This is a genomic window from Gimesia alba (assembly GCF_007744675.1).
Taxonomy (GTDB): domain Bacteria; phylum Planctomycetota; class Planctomycetia; order Planctomycetales; family Planctomycetaceae; genus Gimesia; species Gimesia alba.
Genome location: NZ_CP036269.1, coordinates 7,749,425 through 7,769,723, shown reverse-complemented (window position 1 = coordinate 7,769,723; position 20,299 = coordinate 7,749,425). Strand labels below are relative to the sequence as shown.

The following is a 20,299-nucleotide window of genomic DNA, read 5'->3' as shown; positions in this document are numbered from 1 at the left end:
CCCAAAGACTTCTTGTCAGAAAGATCTTGTTCTATCGCCGATTAAAGCTTGAACATGCGTGTTTGGCTTTGAGAGCTGATAATGGCCGAATCGTTCTCACTGATGAAATCTACTGAAATATCGAGATGACTACAGATATTTTCCATCGCTGTTTGCAGATCCATGATATCCAGATTTTTCGGGACAGCGATCTTGATCATCATTTCAAACGTTTGCCCGTCTTCTGCGCTGGTCGCCGACAGATCCAGAATATCGACCCCATCCTGGCCGAGCTGAGAAGAGATTTTCCTTAAAATACCGGCTCGGTTCTTGCCGGAAATCGCCAGCAGATATTTATCGGATTCTTCGGGTAACAGAATCGTGGGGACATCCACTTCCGGATCCTTCACACAGACATCAACGTTATATGCGTTACAAATTCCTTCAATATGTTCCTGAATCAAAGTCGGGTCACGTTGATCAGGAAAATCGGCGGCAATCACAATGGAGAAAAAGTCCTGGATGACGGCAATGCTTGTTTCCTGAAGGTTCGCACCAAGCTCATCCATCGCAGTCGTAATCGCTGCCATGATTCCAACACGATTGGCGGCTAGTAAAGAGATTATATAGCGATTCATATCAGACTCCGGTTCTGCCGACTCAGACATACTATTCCTGACGCACAAAGTATCCCGTTTTTTTAAGCAAAACGGTATTGTAGCGAATCAGACTTCTAAAATGCGATAACGAAACCAAAATAATGTGTGTCCACTATAAAAAGAGCAATGATCGATCACATTCGTTTGCCTATCATTTGAACGATTATTGCTGTAAGTTGTTATATACCAAAGGATCTGATCAACTGATCGGTGGTACCTTTCTGCTGTAAATTCAATCAACGGGAATGATTCATGGTACGGCTCGTCTCGCTTTCAGTCATACTCTGCCTGATCCTCTTTCTGGGGATCACTTTCTTCAGAGTCATTATGCCTTTTCTGTTGCCGCTATTTCTGGCGGCAGTCGTTGCGATGGTTAGTCAGCCGCTGCTGAATTATTTCGTGAAGCGAACCAAAGGGCATGTCAGAATCGCCGCAGGAATTACAACGACGATTATTGTATCTGCCATTCTGGTTCCGTTATGCGTTGGGATTTTTCTGGGGTCACTACAGATTTTCACAACAGTTGTGAATACGCTTGATGAAGCCAACTGGAAAAAGACGGTTCAAACCGTGCGTGAGAAAGTCGAGATCAGCAATGATAAATTCCATCAGTTAATTGATTGGTCTAATCAATATTTGGATAAAGAGATTGGCCCTTTAGAACAGGACAAAGGCCAAAAGCAAACAGAATCGGTAGAGGAATTCATTCGGAAAAATCTGCAAGCGACTCTGGTTCCGATTGCCAAGCGCTCATTGGGATTCGCGGCATCTACGGTTGGTTTGCTGGGAAGTGTTTTCTCGGCGTTGATTGCCTGGGTGATGTTTATCATTGCGCTCTACTATTTTCTGGCCGATGGATATTCATTGATCGAATCGACCCAGTCCCTGATTCCCGTACATGTTGATTATCAGAAGCGGCTGATTGATCAGTTTCAAAAAGTCGTGCGTGCTGTGGTGCTGGCTACATTTCTGGCAGCTATTGGACAAGGTTTGACAACCGCGATTGCCTTGTATCTGGTTGGTTTCGATCACTTCATTATTTTTCTGATCCTGGCCACCATTACTTCCCTGGTCCCTTTATTGGGTTCCTGGTTGATCTGGGTTCCCTGTGCCGGCTGGCTGATGTATCACGGGCATTGGGGAGCTGCGATTTTCCTGACCGTTGTGGGAACACTGGTTGTAGGAACGATGGATAACATTATTCGAACCTATGTTCTGCAGAGCGATGCCAAGCTGCACCCGCTACTGGCGTTTGTCAGTGTCCTGGGAGGTTTACAAATGATGGGGCTCTGGGGCGTGTTTATTGGCCCCATTGTGGCATCTTGTCTGCACGCACTGGTACAGATTTTCAATACCGAGTTGAAAGCATTTTCACACGAGAAATTTCAGAATCAGGGGCTATTGGAAGTCGCAGGCGGGGCCGGTGATGAGTCAACTTCAGAAGCGACGACTCAGACAGAGCAACCTGCAGCGTCAGATGAGACTTCCAACACCGAAACGAAATCCGAAACAGATTCAGCACCAGCTCAACCTGAGCCGGATAAAAAAGACCAAAAACCGCCTGCGTCTTAACTCGCAATTCCCAGTAGATAGGGGAACTCGATGGTTGACAGCCGCTTGAACCAGAAGTTCTATCGAAGAAATTCTGGAAACGTGGGATGAAAAGCGAAAACCTCTTGATCCTGGCAGCTGCATCTGACGTTTCTCATTGAACATGGAAATACTTTCATCTGAAAAAATCAGGCAACTGAAAACTAACTGGCTCCAGCTAATACTGTTTGGAGTCTTGGCCTTGCTCGCTCTTCGGCTGATTATTGTCGTCAGCAATTCCCCCTCCGGCTGGCGTTCGTTCCGGGATGACTGGGAAGATCAGGCACTAAGAGTATTGGGCAGAACGACGTCGATCGGCGAGGAACTCCCCACTACACAGGCGGAATACTGGCTTGAGCAGATAAAAGAGATCCCTGCAACACAGAATAATCCTCAAGTAGCCCTGGGAGCGGCCTGGATGTTGGCCGAGCCGCAGTACGGGTTCCTTAAACGGAATATTTCATCCAGTCAGGACCTGCAGGTTTGGTCTGAGAAAATTTCTGAAACCTTTAATCAGTCCCAAGAGGAATATCGAGCGAAATGTCGGGATGCCTGTCTGAACCAGGCGGCCATCGCCACGCGGCTGGCCCCGAAGAATGTCGACTTCTGGAGACAACGGGCATTGCTTCTGTTTGCGGTCCGAGATGATTCAGAACAGGATCCGTACACAGATGACTGGCTGCAGGTACTCGAAGAAGGTGCTGCCCACGATCCGGAAAACGCTCTCTACGATTATCTGGCGGCGAGCCAGTTCTACCTGCAGTCAACGGAAACGATCTGGGATGAAGAAAATCAGCTGACTCTGAAAATTACCAATCCCCGGATCTACGCGCAGGCCGAACAACGGCTGCAGGCAGGGCTGAAAAAGCCAACATTGAACGTTGGCACGATCACCTGGTCGGCTACCCTGGAATTTGTAAAACGGACGTCGCTGCCACTGGAAGACCAGATTAAAGCAGCAGGCAGCAGGAACTGCAGCTTTCTCTCTCTCATCATCATCAGTAAATTGCAACGCTGGTTGAACTATGTCTGCGAATCAGATCTGCTTCAGAAAAAATATTCTGCAGTGATCCGCAACTCACGCCGAGAACAGCGGATCGCAGAGCAGTTGACGGGGAAGAATAACTTATATGAATCGACGTTTTTCAAATACAGCTTCCGCACTTCGGCCTTGGGGCATTTATTCCAGGTACTGCAGCTGAATCACGAGTCATTCACTCCAGCGGAAACAGTCGAAATCGAACAGAACCTGCAACAGGCCTGGCTGAAGCGGAAAATCTTTATTGAAGCACTGGATCGTTATCACGCGCTGCAGGACGCTCAGTCGTCAACTGAAGCTCCCCTCGCAGTAACGTTGACAGTGTTTTCCCAGCGTTTCATCGTCTTTCTGCTTCCACTGTCGCTGCTACTGTTTCTGTTAGTCCGTTTGACCGGCTGGCTGGCTGCCGTCCCCCCGCCTCGACCAGGTTGGTGGAGGACTTTGATCGTTTGGTTCAGTGGTGTGAGTCTAAGCTTGTTTATATGGGGCGTAATCCCTGCTGACGTGCTCTCGGAACAGGCCTGGAACATCTTGCTACTCGGTCTCTGCTGGGGCGGCCTGATTATGATTATGACAGTTTCACTGCTGTTAATCCACAGGCGAGCAAACCTTCCGTGGCTGCAGTTGATTTCGCTGCTGTTGTTTCTGGCGGCACCAGTCCTGCTCTGTTTTCAATTCACTTCCCTGCTGGCATTCGTGGAACAATGCTGGATTCAATCTCCATTAACGATGCTCATCCCGGCTTCGCTACTGATCGTTGTTTCCTATGGAGTATTGGTCTACCTCGTAAGTCGTTTTTTACATTCTACAGAACGGTCTGCTCGTCGAAAGCTGACTGTCAGTGGTTTCATTTTACTGGTCACTCTACTGGTAGTCCCTGCCGGTGCGGAAGTCTTTCAGGCTAGTCTGAATCCCGTGGAAATGCAAACCTGGTTCGGCCGGGAGGTTTCAATGGAAGATGCAAATCCATTTCGTATGCTGGCAGGCTGGAGCAAGAAATCGCAAAAACAGATCCCAAAATGGGTCTGGATCTATCCGCAATGGACCACACATAATGGAGAAGGTTTCGCCATTATGCTTTCTCTTTCCATTCTGCTCGGCTGGTCTCTACTACGCTGGTCAAATTCCAAAAACAACAAACTGCTTGGCTCTACTGATGTCAGCCAACAGCCAGTGTTTCAACAGATAGTTCGCCTGCTGAAGCACTCCAGCCTGATTGCACTGCTCGTAGCAAGCACTGTCTACCTGGCTGCCGTGCCGATTGTTATTGCTGCTCAGAACAGGATAAACGAGAAGGAAATAGATTCGCTGCTTAATCCACTGCATCCCCTGCAAGAAGTAGACACCATCAACATAGAGATTAAAAAAAATCCGGTGCTGATCCAGTCGTTCGAGGAACGCATCAAAGAAATACAACAACGTCTAATAGAGGAGGCGAACCGGATCGGAAATTGAGATTGAAAACATCATCGAGCAACTGTTCAATGAAATTGATTGGCTCAGAAGAGAGATGACAGTTCGCCATTTAATGGCTGGTACTGAGTGTGAAAATCGGGAGCAGCATTGAGAGAGCAATGAAACCGATGATGGAGCCCATGCAGACCACCATAATCGGCTCAATGAGCGTCGTGGCAGATTTGATGGCGATTTTGACATCCCGGTCAAAATAATCACTCAATTTGTTCAACACCATTCCCAGACGACCCGTCGATTCCCCCGAGGCGATCATCTGCTGCATCGTCGGAGGAAATAAGGTTTTCCCTTCCAGTGCTTCATGGATTTGTTTTCCGGTAGTGACCTGCTCGCTGATTTCTTCCCAGCTCTGTTTGAAATGGACATTATCAGAAACTCCGGCGCTGAGCTCGATTGCTTCGAGCATTGGTACTCCCGCATTGATGGTTGTTGCCAACGTACGAATGCTACGGCTGATCGCCAGTTTTTTCAACATGGTCCCAAAGACGGGTAAACGGATAATGACCCAGTCGAATGCCGCCTTGCCCCAGGCTTGAGAACGCACGTAATAGAACAGGCCTCCCATCGCTGCTAAAAATAGCAGAATCAGATACCAGTATGAAGTAATGGCGGTCGAGACAAAAATCATGATCTTGGTCGGTGTAGGTACCGCTGCACCGCGCGCTGCAAACATCGGCATCAGTTTTGGGAAAACATAGGTCAGCAGAAAAATACAAATTCCAATACACATCACCAACATGATGGCCGGATAGATTAAGGCTCCTTTGACCTGTTGGATGGTTTCCTGTTCTTCTTCAGCCTGCGTGGCGATCCGATTCAACATTTGAGGCATTGTACCACTGGCTTCACTGGCCTTGATCAGATTCACATAAGTTTTGTCAAACTGACGCGGATATTCGGCCATGGCGGCAGAAAGGTCGCTACCGGCTTCCACACTTTTTTGAATGTTTGTCAGAATTTCGGCCAGTGTAGGGTTTTCGATCTGCTTTGAGATTCCCTCTAATGCGGTTGCGACAGGGACACCAGCATCCACCATAATCGCCAGTTGATTCGTGAAATAAATGATGTCTTTGCGGGAAACCCGTTTCTTTCGCGTAGCCGAAAACCCCTCTTTGGCGTTGGTATCGGCTTCCTCGAGCGCAAGCAGATACAGACCGTCCTGGCGCAATTTGGCTACCGCATCATCTCTCGAATCTGCGACCAGCTCGCCAGATTGATTCTGGCCAGTTGTGTTACGTGCTGTATAAGTAAACTGCATGGTTCAGCCTTATTTGAGGGGAGACCTAAGCCAATAGCCCATGAGATAATTCTTTGGACGATTCACCCTTCAATTCCTGCAGGTGTTCGTCAATGACTTCCGCGTCAACTTTTCCGTTGAGTAACAGCTCTTTCAAAGCCTGTTCCATGGTTTGCATGCCCACACGACGATTTGTGGAAATGACGCCTGGAATCAGATGCGAGGTTGACTCGCGAATGCTGGTCTGAATCGCACGATTCATCAGCATGATTTCCAATGCTGCGACACGTCCTTTTGAGAATGCTGCCGGGAGTAATTTTTGAGTAATGACCGCTCGCAGAGATTCTGCCAGATGGCTGCGAATCTGTGACTGTTCTTGTGGCGGAAAGACTTCGACCAGGCGATCCACAACGCCAGCGGCACTGGAAACGTGCAGTGATGCCAATACCAGGTGACCGGTTTCCGCAGCCTGCAATGCGACACGGATGGTATCCAGATCTCGCAATTCTCCTACCATAATCACATCAGGATCCTGCCTGAGTACATGCTTGAGTCCCGAAGCAAAACCCGGGCAATCCTCTCCAATTTCTCGTTGCTCAATCAGAGATTTTCCATGTTTGAACTGATATTCAATTGGATCTTCAAGAGTAATAATATGTTTTGGGTCCCGCTGATTAATCGCTTCTACCATCGCGGCCAGTGTCGTCGATTTACCGGATCCGGTCTGACCGGTGACGAGAATTAATCCGGTCTTCAAGCGAGTCAGTTCTTCCACTACCGGTGGTAACTCGAGGCTGCTTAACGTACAAATATCATTGGAAAAACGCCGAATTGCTGCTGCTAAAGAACCCCGTTGAACATGGATGTTAAAACGAAAACGTCCCAGTCGGGGAACTGTGATCGCGAAGTCAACGTCTTTTTGTTTTTCGAGAGTTGCTTTTTGCTTATCTTTGAGTACCTGATCACACAGGTCTCGGATGGTTTCCGGATCGAGTGCTTCCAGCGCAGTCGTATTCAATTTCCCATCAATTCGAAACATGGGAGGCGCATCAGTCACCAGTAGAATATCGGAAGCATTACTATCAACGGCTGCGTGTAACAGATCATTCATTTCCATGGTTGAGTCGCTTTCTCAGGCCTCTATATATCTTTTTCAGTTTGTTAAAAACAAAAACTGTGTTTAGTGTAGGATCGCTGATTTTTGAGGAATCCAACCCTCGTCACTGACTTTGAGTGCTTCTTCAATCGTAGTCATACCTTCCTTAGCTTTGCGTAGAGCATCGTAGCGTAGAGGAATCATTCCGTTATTCTGTGCATACTCTTTTACGGCAGCAACAGTCGGATCCGTCGTAATGATTTCGCGTAATTGGTCGTCGACCGTCAGAATTTCGTGCACGCCAATACGCCCGGAAAATCCGGTATTACGGCAACGTTTGCAACCCTTGCCTTTATAAAATTCGTCGATGTCCAGTCCGACCCGTTCAACGGCAAGCTGCATTGCTTTTGGAAGCTCGTAAGGTGTTTTGCACTTTGGACAGAGTTTTCGACAGAGTCGCTGAGCAAGTGCCATATTGACCGCGGCACCGATCAGATAATCATCAACGCCCATGTTGATTAAGCGCGTGATTGCTGAAATCGCATCGTTGGTATGCAGTGTGCTGAAAACAAGGTGCCCCGTTAGAGCAGCCTGGATCGCAATTTTTCCTGTTTCCTGGTCTCGAATTTCACCTACCATGATCACATCGGGGTCTTGTCGCAGGAGACTTCTTAGAATCGATGCGAACGAGAGACCAATTTTTTCGTTGACCTGAAACTGATTAATAATTGGCAACTGATATTCAATCGGGTCTTCGACCGTACAGACATTCTTCTCAATGGAACTGACCGCATTTAACGCAGCGTAGAGTGTTGTACTTTTACCACTCCCCGTAGGGCCGGTAACCAGAATGATTCCATTCGGCTTTTCCAGTTGTTCTGTGAAATTTTCCAGCACTTCCGAACTGAATCCCAATTGTTCCAGTGAGATATTCACGCTGCGATTATCGAGAATACGGATGACCACTTTTTCGCCTGTGGGCATCGGCAGTGTGCTGACACGCAAGTCGATGGGGCGTCCCTCCATCAAAACATGAATTCTGCCGTCTTGTGGCAGACGGCGTTCGCTGATGTCGAGGCTGGCCATAATTTTAATACGAGAAGAGACAGCAGGCGCCAGATGCACTGGCGGCTCCAATGCCTGTTGTAGAACCCCGTCAACACGGTAGCGAACGCGCAACTGCGACTCAGTTGGTTCAATATGGATATCACTGGCACCTTCGCGAACCGCATTGTAAACGATATAGTTGACAAGCTTAATAATCGGACTTTGGCCGGCAAACTCCACATCAAAACCGATATCATCAATCGATTCTTCGATGAGTTCTACATTCGTGCCGTTTGCATCATCAATGATATCGTCGATCACGAACACATTGGTGTTGGGCATATAAGTTTGCACCATGCGCCGAATTTCGCGGGCACTGGCGGCTACAATTTGCACTTCGGATTTTGTCAGATCTCGTAATTGATCGACAAGAAATACGTTCGTCGGTTCAGCGACGGCAACGGTGAGTACATTGCGGACTTTAAACAGCGGAAGGACAGTGTGTTTTTCCACAAATTCCCGCGGCAGTACATCGAAGATTTTCGAGTCGAACATGCGGCTGTCGAGCTGCACATAAGGAATTCGAAATTCCAAAGCCAGACATTCCAGAACCTGTTCTTCGGTGCAATATTCATTATTGACCAGCAATTCGCCGAGTAGCTGATCCCCGTCTCCCTGTGACTGCTCCTCCAGCGCGGACTCTAACTGTTCCAGAGTGATATACTCTTTATAAATGAGTAGATCACCGAGTCGCATTTTCGGTTGTAACAGGGAATTCGTATTCATATCAGTTTAATTTGTGTTTAATGAAAACTGGAAACGGCTTCGATCACGGAATCGAACAGATCAATTCGCTGATCAAGCCGCGTCAATTCCAGAATTTTCTTTCCAGGATCTTCCAGCCCGCTGATTTTCAGGTTTCCCCCTTGTTCGCGTGTCAGATCCTGTAAGTCCAACAGTGCTGTTAATCCAGCACTATCTAACAACTCACTACGATCCATCTGCAGGACGACCTGGTAATGTTGATCATTTATGGCTGCAGACAGAGCGTTAACGAATTCGATGGATGTATCATCCGTTAATTCGTCTGGCGTGTGTGCAACCAGCACATTTCCAAATATTTCTGTTGTGATCTGCATGGGATTATTGTCTAGTTACTGGGTTTTCTTGCTGAATTCGGTGCAATGCCTGCGACCTGATTTCGACCCGCTTCTTTCGCCTTGTATAAATATTCGTCTGCCACTTTCACGAGTTCGTTGGTTGTGGTGGCTGGGTGTCTGAGTTCTGTCACACCAAAACTGGCCGTGACCTGTAATTGCTGGCCTTCAAATAAAATGGGGCAGTTTTCGAGTGTTTCGCGCAGATCTTCGGCGATTTGTACTGCCTGAGAATACTCATGATCTGCCAACACTCCGATAAATTCCTCACCGCCATATCGGGCGACAATCGCATTTTCCGGCATGACGGTTTTCCAGATGCGAGCGACTTCTTTCAAGACGAAGTCTCCCGCCTGATGCCCGTATGTGTCATTGAACGATTTGAAATGATCAATGTCACTCATGATGATGCTGAGCGTCGTGGATTGTGCTTCTGCATTTTTAATCAACTCTTGCAGCTTATCCTGGAACGTGGCATGGTTGAGCAGTCCTGTTAAACCATCGCGGCTGGCCATTTCTTCGATTCGTTTAAACAACTGAGAGTTCTTGATACCCAGTGCATAAATATTGGAAAGAATGTAAATCAAACGTCCAATGGTGGGAGATTCAATGTCGACTTTATCGATGATCAGCAGGCCGATGAGCTCGGAACCCACAGTCAAGGGTGCAATCGCATCCGGCATGTGTGGATCTTCTTCCAGAATGCGTTTCAACCGATAGTCTTTTTCAGCATCGTTTCTCATGACGATCTGACGATTTTCAATCACCCACGCAGCAACACCACTATTGGGAACGGGTCGATATTCGTGTTTATCACGACTTCGTACTGGCAGCGCATTTTTCAATGCACTCGCTTTACTATCCCACAAATAAACCTGACAGTATTCGCATTGCAGAGAAGCTTTGGCGGTACTGATCACTGTCGGGATCAAGGATTCATTCGACTGATTTGTTGAGATACGGCGCCCGATATCCTGCAATGTCAGAAGCAATAAAGGATAATTGACGCCGAATTCCGCATCCGGATTCTCTTTCGATTCGACCTGCATTTTTTCTTTTTTATCTGCTCCGGAAGGGGATTTATCTGATACAGGTTGTGTCTCTCTCTGACATTCATACAACTGGCGAACCAGTTCATCATTCTGATTATAAATCTGAGAGAGTTTTCCGCGCAGTTTTCCAATGTAAGCATCGATCAATAACGTCAACCCAATCAACACGGCGGCACTCATGATGCTGAGTGGATAAGTGGTTTTGACTTCACTGATATCCGATCGAAAAAAGATCTCCGAAAAACAGGCGCCAACGGCCAATACTGTAATGGTCCATGAACAGACCCGGGGCGAGGAAATCGCCGCCAGAACAGTAATGGGAGCCAGCAGTAATAATGGCGCAATACCGAGCGGCCAGCCCATGTACGAACCCAGAAAAACGGCGAGCGGACACAGGCAGACTACCAGCAGCGAATAGGACCAGAACTGGATGGCAGTATAATAGTTTCGCATAATATTATAAAATTTCAGCAAAGTTGAATTGTTGTAGCTGCTAACCAATCACATCGTTGGTGAGGTTCAGACTTTCCTGGACTTGAGTGAGCAGTTTTTTGGGACTGAATGGTTTGACCATAACGTTGGTAATCTTCAATGTCTCCATGTACTCATCGTGGTCGAATTCAAAACCTTTCCCTGTCAGTAACGTAAGTGGAATTGTCTTGGTTTCCGGAAATTCGCGAATTTTTCCACAAAGTTCCAATCCATTCATGCGTGGCATTTGCAGGTCGGTAATGATCATCTGCGGTGCACGGACTTGCACTTTTTCCCAGCAGGCAAAACCATCGGGAAAACATTCCACTTCGAAACCCGCTTTTCTGAGTTTCATGCTGATGGCGCGAACAATGTGTGAATCATCATCACAAACGTAAATCAGATGAGCCATTGATATTTCCTTATTATATCACCAATTTCGTTAAGGACTTGCGAGGGGCATGATCCTGCTTAAACATTTGCCGGCGATGCCAGCTGTTTTTTCTTTTTCTGTTCTTTGTGGCCTAATGGAATCGTAACGGTGAAACAAGTTCCCTCGTTCACCTTAGATTGAACCGAGATCGAACCATTGTGTACATTGGTCACAATGAAGTGTACCAGAGCCAGACCCAGTCCGGTTCCCGCTGCCGAGGCATTGTTTTCGGGAACGCGATAGAATCGATCAAAAATATGAGGCAGTGAATCCTCTGGAATACCCAGTCCCGTATCACGAACTTCAATCACGGCAGAAGCATCTTCCATACGACTCCGTAAACGGACTTCGTGACCGTGGGGTGTATATTTGACTGCATTGGATAACAGGTTGATAATCGCCTGCCCCAGCATGTCTTTATCGACATGTACGGGTAAATACAGGTCGCTTAATTCTGTAGAAAATGCAATGTCTTTTTCCGTGGCATTCGGCGAGACTACATCGGAAGCCGATTTCAGGATATCGTTCAACTCGCAATCATGCCGCTTAATTTCAACCACGCCGCTTTCAATGCGGGCCAGGTTGAGCATACTGTTAACCAACCGCGTCAGGCGGTCAATCTGTTGATTGATAAAGCCGTATAACTCTTGTGCCTCATCTTCCTCACAGTCACCATCTATCAGCATCTCGACATAAGCCTTGATTCCCGACATTGGTGTTTTTAACTCGTGTGCCACAGATGATACGAATTCAGCGTGTTTCGTTTTTTGATTGTTTTCTTCGCCAATGTTATCCACGACGACCACAGTACCCAGTACCTGCTCGTGCTCGTCGCGTAGATTGGTTGCGATGGCCCGGTAATATGATTTGGATCCATTGACCGTAAACTCGAATTCGATTCGTCTGCGTTGCGTTGCGGCTTTGCGTTCGATGGTCTTTGCCAGTAACTGGGAAAGTTCAGGAATGACAGCATTATTCATTAATGCTTTGCCCAGTGACAAACTTGAATCGAGGAAGTTCTCGCGTCGATCTGATTCCGGAATCAGAAACGGACTTGCAGAAGTATTTGAGTACTCCAGTTCATGCTGTGCGTCGAATATCAGAATACCAGTATCGAGGCACCCCAGTACCGATTCCAGTAAGGTTTCTTTTTTAAGTAAGGTATTGACGCGCGCCTTGAGCATCGTCTTAACTTGTTTTGTGGATGCCAGCTCGGTATCAGATTCCTCAATTTTCTGAATCGCTTCAGAAAAAATATTTCCAAAAAAGTTTTTACGTTGGAACCCCGGGCGCGTTAATCCAGGATTTCTCAGACAGGATGTGACCTGCTGTTGATCCTTCTGGATACTTTTCACAAGCCAGATCCAGCCAGCCAGAGATGCAAAAAGTGATACTGCAAATGCGGTTGCCGTCCCGGCTAAATTGCTGGCTACAAGCAGGCTGTCTGCGCAGCTCACAATGATGAGCAGTACCACCAGAAACCAATATTTGCCATAAATTTTCATAGCCGATTACTTTCTCAGTAGGCGCAAAGCACTACTGAAAAACAAACAACGAATTTCGTCTTCCAGATGAAGAGCATGCCTCACAGATCCCAACGAATGGAGATCAGGAGGTATCTCACTACTTAAATCTAGGTTACGAAATGCCGGTTGTCCAATTCCGTGATGCAGAATGTAATCAGCAGAATGGCATGTATAAGCACGTCCATGCCTCGCAGGAATAAGGCGGTTTTTCTATTCCGCAGGGACCAAGGCTGCTACCTCTAACAATGTCGGGTCTGCGGGCCATTTTTTGCGGGCTGTATTGATTATTGACTTTGCACTGATATTCTGGCCGCGGTTTATTGCACATAACCCGCGTAATATCTCTACATGGAGTAACTGGTGCTGATGTGTTTCTGAAATTTCATCAAACAGATGTTGCGCTGTTTCCAGGTCTCCCAACCGCAGAGCGGCATCGCCGAATGCGATCATCTCAGACAGAGAAAGTGATTCTGGATCGTTTTGCCGGCAGATGATGAATTGTTCAAATGCCTCAGAAAAATTACCTGCATGGTACAGGCAGCGGGCGCGATGTTTTCGCCAGACATGATTTTTGGGGAAATGATTGACCACCATCGCATAGTAGACGCTGGCCTGAGCCCACTGTTGATTGGATTCACAAACCCGCCCCAGTGCAATTGGGAGCCGCTTACTACCGGGTGAAGTATGCAGCGCACGTAACAGAATCTGCTGTGCTTCATCAGTCCTTCCGGTTTGTTCATAAAATGCAGCCAGTTTTAGCGCATAGTTTTCATCATAGGGTTTTAATTCGATGGCGCGCTTCAGACAGGCAATCCCTTCCTGTGTCTGACCAGCTTGAAAAAATAGAGTCCCAATGGCGCTCTGCTTTTGTGAATCATTCGGGCTCGCGGCACGAATCGCACGCAGAGACTGCAAAAATTGGTTCCGATCTCCCATGTCATACGAAAGTTGTGCTTCGATCTCGAAGGTCCCAATATGACCGGGGTCAATTTCTCGAGCCGAGGCCAACAGAATTTTTGCCTGAGATAATTCTCCATTGGAATAATGATTCACGGCCTGTTGTACCAGTTCATTCGCCTGTCGTTTATAGGGAGAAGTCCTGGTGTTTACAGCTGGCTGGTCCACAAGCTGTTCCAGCTCAGAGTCCTCTGTTTCCACTGGCTGATTTGAGAGAAATGACAAAGTCGAAACCGGAACCGACTGACAGCCACTGCAGATCAGAGAAGCAGCACTAACCAGAAACAACAACTGGAGCGCAGAAAACCGAGCCATTTTTATTGATCTCCCTCCAATGTGGGAACATGGACTCCGGGGGAAGAGACCGGAGGTAATCCGATCATGCTGCGGTTTCGATTTTTTAGTGCTTCGTCAATGTATTTCTGTAATTGGATGGCTTCAATATTGTTCTTGTCCAGTCGAACGGCAATATCAATATGATGTTTCGCTTTGGGTAGATTACCGATTCTCAGGTATTTTTTGGCTTGTTTGATCTGTGTCTGGACAATCCGTATCTGGTTGATCGGCAGGAAGTTTTTCTTAAAGGTATCCAGCCGTTCTGCTTCTTGATATTCCAATAACTCACCCTCAGCCTGGGCAAGTTCAGGCTGCACGATGCGCGGCGTAATCAGCACGATTAACTCGGTTCGTTCCGTGATTTCCCGTTTCTGCCGAAAAGCATTGCCAATCACGGGAATGGCTCCTAGCAATGGAACCTGGTTTTTTGCATCGGAAACACGTTCTTCTATTAAACCACCAATCACCACGGTATTCCCGTCACGCACCATGACGTTTGTCGTCACTTCGGTTGTCTGTAAGTCAGGCAGTTCGGTTCGGGGGTTAATCGTGGCAGAACTCCGTTCAGGATGAATTTCCATCCGAATCTGTCCATCGGGGGTAATAAAGGGTCGCATGTTTAACACGATTCCCGAATCCAGAAAGTTGACGTTCTGAATCGAAGTCGTTCCGTTTTGTGTGACTGTGGAATAACTGATGCGGTCGCCGATGATCAGTTCCGCTTTTTGTTTGTTTAAAGCCCGCAGTTGAGGTGAAGCAATCAGATTTGTCTCAGTAATATCTTCTAAGGCTTCAATGAAACCGCTGATATCGCCATGTAAGAATCCGTATTTCAGGCCGGCCACATCAGCCAGGAATTGTCCCGTGGGCGGCACAATGGACGAACTTCCGGAACCCGGAAAACCACTGGCATTATTTAATACCCGGCCATTGCCATCAACCACCAGGTTTTTGTTATCGCCGCTCAGCATGGCAAAGTTGACGCCGAACCGCATGTCATCGGTCAGCCTGACACTGATAATCATGGCTTCAATCACGACCTGCATCGGAGGGACGTCCATCGTTTCCAGCAGACGATCTACTTCTTCCAGAACATCGGGATAATCGCGAACCAGAATCGCGTCAGTTTGTGCAAACGAATCGCCGCCCGCACTCGTTGCATCGGGTGAAATACCCACTTCACTGGGAGTGGTGAGTGAGACAACGCCGATATTTTCTGTCAGAATGGGTGTGATTAAAGTCTGTAACTCTTTAGCACTGACATAAAACGGACTATACAATTTGGTGACGACTTTCCGGTTGGATTTCTTTTTCTGCTCCATTTGTGCCTGGGTCATAACGTAAACAAAGTCACCTTCTTTTTCCGAAGTCAGATCTCGTGAACGTAAGATTGCTTCCAGTGCCTGGATCGGTGTTACATTTTTCAAATTCGCTGTGATGGTTCCGGCAACGCCCTGTGCGGTCAAAATATTCATGCCCGACAATTCGCCCAACATGTCCAGCACCTGCATGATTTCTGCATCCTGAATTTGCAGGGAGAATGTTTCGCTGGAATCTTTATTCGGGCTTACTTTCAGAACAGGCTGCTTTGTCCCACTGTTTTCTGTTTCAGCAGGTTCTGTTAGTGAAGGCTCTGTTTTGACCGGTTCTGTTTCTTTTTGAGTCGTCGGTTCAGTCTGTTTTTTCTGTAAGCTCTCCAGTTTCTTTTCCAGGTCGCGGAGCTGGTTTGTCTGCTGCATCTGTTGCAGCAATTTTGTGGCTTGTTCCAGTCGGTCCGTATTCTGAGCGAGTTCCAGATTCGACTGTTTTTGCGACTGTAATTGCAGATTGGTCAGGCGATCGACCTGTTTAGTTAGACTGGCCAAACGCATTTCCATTTTGGAAGAAGGTTGAGGTTCAGTATTCCAATCAGGGTCGGGCGCAAGATTCAGTTGAATAGAACGAGTTCGCTTTGGCTTCGTTTTTGGTTCACTGGAGATTTCGATTCCCGGTTCGATCAGGAGCTGAGAACGATTAGACTTCTGCTGGAGCGAAACCGTTTGAGGCTCTGTTACAGCAGGTAGAATGACTGATTCTTGTACTGTTTGACGAGGGGCATTTGTCGAAACAGCTTGCACCGCCGTTTCAGGTGTTTGAGCCGCTGCTTTGTTAAGGCTTGGCTGATTGAGCACCACAGGTTGAGCGTTTCGGTGCTGTGTTTCTCGGGAGATTCTGGGCTGAGATTTTGTCTGGTGATGTGGAGAAATAAACAGAGACTCAGGCGTACTGATATTGGTCATGGCGGCGATCAATAAGAGTGACAGCCCTGTCAGTGTTGCCCAGAATGCCGGTATAAAGAATTGTCTTTTCATGCTTCGACCATCATCCATGATCGTTCGAATCAATTTTCAGGAGCCCAGTGATGCGAACTGTTATTGTGCAAATTTGATAAATGCGGAAGGATCATTTTGAATTTTTAATTCAAATTTCTGCTCGCCCTGTTTCAGAATAACATTCCGGGCTGCGACTTGTTCCAGCGTGTAGGTCACATTCTCGTGCTCAAACGTTTTACCTTCGTAGTACATTTTATTATTGATAATGGCTGCCCTACGGAATTTTCCAATAATCGTCGTCTTTAATACGATGCCATCTGGTAACACCAGAACTTCTTTTGGTTTTTTCTCTGTCAGTTCAGTCTTAGGTTGAACCGGCTCTTCTGCAAACAAAATCGGAGGCGAGAACTGATCTCGATTGACTTTGAATGGATTTTTCTGGACGGCTCCCATTTGAACTGATTGAACCAGGGGGTCTGTTTGCATCAGGGAATCAAATTGTTCCCAAGAATGCCGTGGCTCATCTTGTGCTTCACTTTGAGTGAAACTCATTTCTGTTTCAACGGGAGGGCGTTGTGGAACGACCGCCTGATTGATCTTTGCCGGAACAATTGTCGGGGCAGAAGTTCCCCGAATGGCACGATACAAGGGGGGAACCCAGAAGTATAATCCCACAATAAATAAGAGTCCCAGCAGCAGGGTTTTCTGCCAGCTGGCTCTCAAATCGTGTAAAAATTGTTCGCTGAATGATTTCACGAGTGGATCACTACTTTAAACAAATACGATGTGGATGGGATAATATACTCATTACAAAAACTTGAATCGGGGCGCGCCCTTATCTCTTATCGGCTGAAATTAACGCTTTGCTAACCCTATTTTCGGTAAAATCAGAAAAATCCCTCTGGTTATCGCGGAATACGTAAACTGACAGGCTGATTGTTCCTTTGATATGTCCCTCAGCTTCCTCATCTTGCTTTGTAAGTGTGACATTAGAGACAGTAAACAAACGTTTTTCGTGATCCAGGCCGTTCAGGAATTGAACCAGACCGGAATAAGGACCGGAAACACTCAATTGAAAAGGCTGTTGGAGATATGTTTCGTGCATCACCGTTTCGCCTGGGTTCAATTCGTTCACAGTCAGTGAGGCCGTCTTTGCGAGTAAGGCAACCCGTTGTAAGACCTGATGTGTGTCTCTGTCTGCAGGGATCCTTTCACAGAGCCGTTTGACGAAAGACCGTCGCTGGTCCAGTTCCTGATGGAGTGCCTCCAGCTGTTTGACTTTCGCAGGGATTTCTGAAATGGATTGCTGAATCGCGGCAATCTCTTTATTCAATTCCTGCTTATTTTTTAGACCTGGCAGATACACCACAAACGTAAACAAGGCGACCACGACGGAAAGCCCAATAATGGTAATCAAACTGTCACGACGTAATTTTTCATTCATAACCGAAACCTCCTGTGAACGAGTGGACTAATCCGGCCGAGTTTTGCTGATGTTCCCTGGGGAGATACGTCCCCGGCGGATTCACGACCATTCTCAGTCGAAATGCACGCATCGGCTGACCTTCAAAGATGGTCTCGTTTGATTGAATCAGATCAATTTCCTTGAACATTCCCATCTGATCCAGATTGGACATATAGTTGGAAATGGAAAGATGATCGGGAGAAATTCCCTGCAGTTTGATGACGAGATCCTCCTGGGCATGAAGTGCGTGCAGATTCTCCAGGTCCACCAGTTCTGGTAGTATTTTATCTTTTGTTGTAGCAGGTATTTTTTTCTCAATCGATTTTTCTCGATCGAAAACTTTCTCAAACTGGAACTGAAATTCATTCAAAGAAACATATTCCGGTAACGCAGAACTGACTATGGACAACAGTTGAGCTGGTGATTCATCAAGTTGGAGGCCCGCCAGCAGATTGGCTCGAATCTCTGCCTGCTTGATTTTCTGAGTAACATGTGTCGGGTCTTCCAGTTGCTGATTCATCAACTGCACGCGGTCTTCCAGAGTTTTCTTTTTTGTCTCAAGCTCATGTTGAATTTCTCTTTGCCGAACCGTGCCTAAGGTGACCAGTGTCAGAAAAATCACAACGATCGTACGCCGCCAGATTCGATTCCGGTGCCGCCTTCGCACTTCGCGATAACTGGCTGGTAAAAAATCTATTTCAGGTATCATGGTTTTATCCTTAGCGGTCTACTTTTTCTTTCATGGCCAATCCCATCGCTGTCGTCCAGCGGCCAGGGCGCTCCAGAAGCGCAGTGGAAGTTGGCCAGCGTTTCAGGCACTCAAAGGGATTTCCCATCTTGCATTCGGTGTTTAAGCGTTCTGACAGGAAATCAATGAGCCAGGGGCTGGATTCATTTCCCGTGACAATCAATTGATCCAGCTTTTTCCCACGAAAGGTTACCTTGTAATACCGCAGGCAGTTCTCAACTTCGGTACTGATCGATTCCAGAATGGTACGGATAGAATCAATGACAGAGCGATGAAGTTCATCGCTGGCATCCAGTGTTGGAGAATTCGTTACGATTTTTCGCAGGCGGATTGCTTCTTTTAAAGGCAAATCCAGATTATCCGCCACGGCACGATCGAGATGATCGCTACCTTGCATAATATATTTTAGGAACAGAACGTTTTGCCGATCTGCAAAAATCACGGTTGTGGCAGCATCTCCAAAATTCAAATAGCAGCTGACAGAATTTGATTGAACATCGTCAGATGCATCATGAAAACACCGTAGTGTGGCCGATGGTTCGACATCAATGGCGACGGCAGTCAACCCGGCTTGTTCCAGCAGGTTCAGATGTCGTTCCAGAATCCCATTATGGCAGGCAAGCAGAATGACTTCCTGTTTGGTATTCGACTCCTGACGAACCTGGCCGGCTGGTAAATGCCGAATTTCAGCATCGGCAACCGGATAAGGCAGTCTCTCTTCAGCTTCCCAGGCGACAACCTTCGGAATTTCTTCCGCCGGCAACTGCGGCAGCCGAACATTCTGAATGAATAATTCCTGAGAGCCCAGACAACTGATGACCCGTCGTCCTTTAAAGTGATGGTCAGACAGGATTCGACGAAGTTCTGCCGCGATTTTTGCATCGCGTTCTTCCAGCGAACATTTTTCATCAATATCAAAATGTTCCTGGGCAATCGCATGCACAACACGATTGTGGCGCGGTCCTGTCAACTGGACCAGCGTGGCAGAACTGGGCCCGAGTTGTAAGCCAATAGGACTATATTGTGAACGTTGTATGGAAATCATGATTTAATTTCTGCTTGATAGGTTTGCTGTATCAATTTTTTAAAGTTTGTATTTCTTCTATCCATGCCTGGCCTGTAATCCAGGATACGGTGATGGGCAGAATAAATGTGGTTTCATTTCTAACTGTAGACAAGACCAGAACGGTATCCTCATTTCGAGTTGGACCAGTGCCGCCCATCGGTCCAAATTCCAGTTCTGTCACGTCGGACAGCGATGTTTTCAGATTGATTTGTCTGATCAAAACCTGATCCGGCAGATTCAGAGAATCACTGCGTAGTTGTTTGATATATTTGTCTGAATCCGCTCCGCTGCCTGCCAGATTATTTTTCGGAACTGGCAAGGTGCCACTGCCAGAATGTTGAACTTCATAGGACTGGGCATCCAGGTCAAAAACGACCTTATATTTTGTATTGAATTTTATGGCGTAGTTACGGGCCAGTCGCAGATCGGCGACCAGCATGCGAGCCGTTGCATCCAAGGACATAGACCTACTGGTATCAGTCGAAATTAAAGAGACAGAAACCAGAATTGCAATCAACATGATCACAATCAGCATTTCAATCAGTGTGAAGCCGCATCGCCTGATTTGATCTCGATGTGTGGCGCGCAATGCGATCATTGACAATCTTCCACTCGAAGAATGTCTGCTGCTGTGCCATTCATGTTGATCTAATTTT

17 protein-coding genes are annotated in these 20,299 nt (G+C 47.0%); 2 read left to right on the top strand and 15 right to left on the bottom strand.

Translation table 11 applies throughout. From position 1 onward, the window contains the following. Positions 1 to 41 precede the first annotated feature (41 nt). A complete protein-coding gene (locus tag Pan241w_RS29205) occupies positions 42 to 647 on the bottom strand; it encodes a glycine cleavage system protein R (RefSeq protein WP_145223096.1) in 606 nt (201 codons plus the stop codon). Between the two features lie 243 nt (positions 648 to 890). Between Pan241w_RS29205 and Pan241w_RS29200 the strand changes: the two genes are divergently transcribed. Together Pan241w_RS29200 and Pan241w_RS29195 are read left to right on the top strand one after the other, a co-directional pair. Beyond that, positions 891 to 2,210, top strand: a complete 1,320-nt coding sequence (locus Pan241w_RS29200; protein WP_145223094.1) for an AI-2E family transporter — start codon at positions 891 to 893, stop codon at positions 2,208 to 2,210. A gap of 220 nt (positions 2,211 to 2,430) precedes the next feature. Then, a complete protein-coding gene (locus Pan241w_RS29195; RefSeq protein ID WP_145223092.1) occupies positions 2,431 to 4,722 on the top strand; it encodes a hypothetical protein in 2,292 nt (763 codons plus the stop codon). A gap of 70 nt (positions 4,723 to 4,792) precedes the next feature. Here Pan241w_RS29195 and Pan241w_RS29190 read toward each other — a convergent pair whose 3' ends face one another. The 14 genes from Pan241w_RS29190 to Pan241w_RS29125 form a co-directional block, all read right to left on the bottom strand. Continuing rightward, on the bottom strand, positions 4,793 to 5,998 hold the full coding sequence (locus tag Pan241w_RS29190) for a type II secretion system F family protein (protein WP_145223091.1): 1,206 nt from the start codon (positions 5,996 to 5,998) through the stop codon (positions 4,793 to 4,795). Positions 5,999 to 6,023: 25 nt separating this feature from the next. Next, positions 6,024 to 7,094 carry a type IV pilus twitching motility protein PilT gene (locus tag Pan241w_RS29185; RefSeq protein WP_145223089.1) on the bottom strand — a complete coding sequence of 357 codons (1,071 nt, stop codon included), beginning with the start codon at positions 7,092 to 7,094 and terminating at the stop codon, positions 6,024 to 6,026. Between the two features lie 63 nt (positions 7,095 to 7,157). Then, the gene (locus tag Pan241w_RS29180) at positions 7,158 to 8,906 is read right to left on the bottom strand and encodes a GspE/PulE family protein (RefSeq protein ID WP_145223087.1); all 1,749 of its coding nucleotides are present in this window, start codon (positions 8,904 to 8,906) and stop codon (positions 7,158 to 7,160) included. A 17-nt stretch (positions 8,907 to 8,923) separates the two neighbouring features. Then, complete coding sequence (locus Pan241w_RS29175; protein WP_145223085.1) at positions 8,924 to 9,259, bottom strand: STAS domain-containing protein; 336 nt, start codon at positions 9,257 to 9,259, stop codon at positions 8,924 to 8,926. An 11-nt stretch (positions 9,260 to 9,270) separates the two neighbouring features. Beyond that, positions 9,271 to 10,782 (bottom strand): sensor domain-containing diguanylate cyclase, encoded by a 1,512-nt coding sequence (locus tag Pan241w_RS29170; RefSeq protein WP_145223083.1) that lies wholly within the window; start codon positions 10,780 to 10,782, stop codon positions 9,271 to 9,273. Between the two features lie 40 nt (positions 10,783 to 10,822). Then, positions 10,823 to 11,212 (bottom strand): response regulator, encoded by a 390-nt coding sequence (locus tag Pan241w_RS29165; RefSeq protein WP_145223081.1) that lies wholly within the window; start codon positions 11,210 to 11,212, stop codon positions 10,823 to 10,825. Positions 11,213 to 11,271: 59 nt separating this feature from the next. Continuing rightward, positions 11,272 to 12,738, bottom strand: a complete 1,467-nt coding sequence (locus tag Pan241w_RS29160) for a sensor histidine kinase (RefSeq protein WP_145223079.1) — start codon at positions 12,736 to 12,738, stop codon at positions 11,272 to 11,274. A gap of 231 nt (positions 12,739 to 12,969) precedes the next feature. Continuing rightward, positions 12,970 to 14,031 (bottom strand): tetratricopeptide repeat protein, encoded by a 1,062-nt coding sequence (locus tag Pan241w_RS29155; RefSeq protein WP_145223077.1) that lies wholly within the window; start codon positions 14,029 to 14,031, stop codon positions 12,970 to 12,972. Positions 14,032 to 14,033: 2 nt separating this feature from the next. Next, positions 14,034 to 16,403 (bottom strand): hypothetical protein, encoded by a 2,370-nt coding sequence (locus tag Pan241w_RS29150; protein WP_198000231.1) that lies wholly within the window; start codon positions 16,401 to 16,403, stop codon positions 14,034 to 14,036. A gap of 60 nt (positions 16,404 to 16,463) precedes the next feature. Then, complete coding sequence (locus Pan241w_RS29145) at positions 16,464 to 17,120, bottom strand: hypothetical protein (RefSeq protein WP_145223073.1); 657 nt, start codon at positions 17,118 to 17,120, stop codon at positions 16,464 to 16,466. A 79-nt stretch (positions 17,121 to 17,199) separates the two neighbouring features. Then, a complete protein-coding gene (gene pilO, locus Pan241w_RS29140) occupies positions 17,200 to 17,808 on the bottom strand; it encodes a type IV pilus inner membrane component PilO (protein ID WP_145223071.1) in 609 nt (202 codons plus the stop codon). Continuing rightward, positions 17,801 to 18,538 carry a PilN domain-containing protein gene (locus Pan241w_RS29135; protein ID WP_145223069.1) on the bottom strand — a complete coding sequence of 246 codons (738 nt, stop codon included), beginning with the start codon at positions 18,536 to 18,538 and terminating at the stop codon, positions 17,801 to 17,803. The genes pilO and Pan241w_RS29135 overlap by 8 nt, the downstream gene beginning before the upstream one ends. 10 nt (positions 18,539 to 18,548) lie before the next feature. Further along, complete coding sequence (gene pilM, locus Pan241w_RS29130; protein WP_145223067.1) at positions 18,549 to 19,622, bottom strand: pilus assembly protein PilM; 1,074 nt, start codon at positions 19,620 to 19,622, stop codon at positions 18,549 to 18,551. A 31-nt stretch (positions 19,623 to 19,653) separates the two neighbouring features. Further along, complete coding sequence (locus Pan241w_RS29125) at positions 19,654 to 20,241, bottom strand: pilus assembly FimT family protein (RefSeq protein WP_198000230.1); 588 nt, start codon at positions 20,239 to 20,241, stop codon at positions 19,654 to 19,656. Between the last annotated feature and the right edge of the window lie 58 nt (positions 20,242 to 20,299).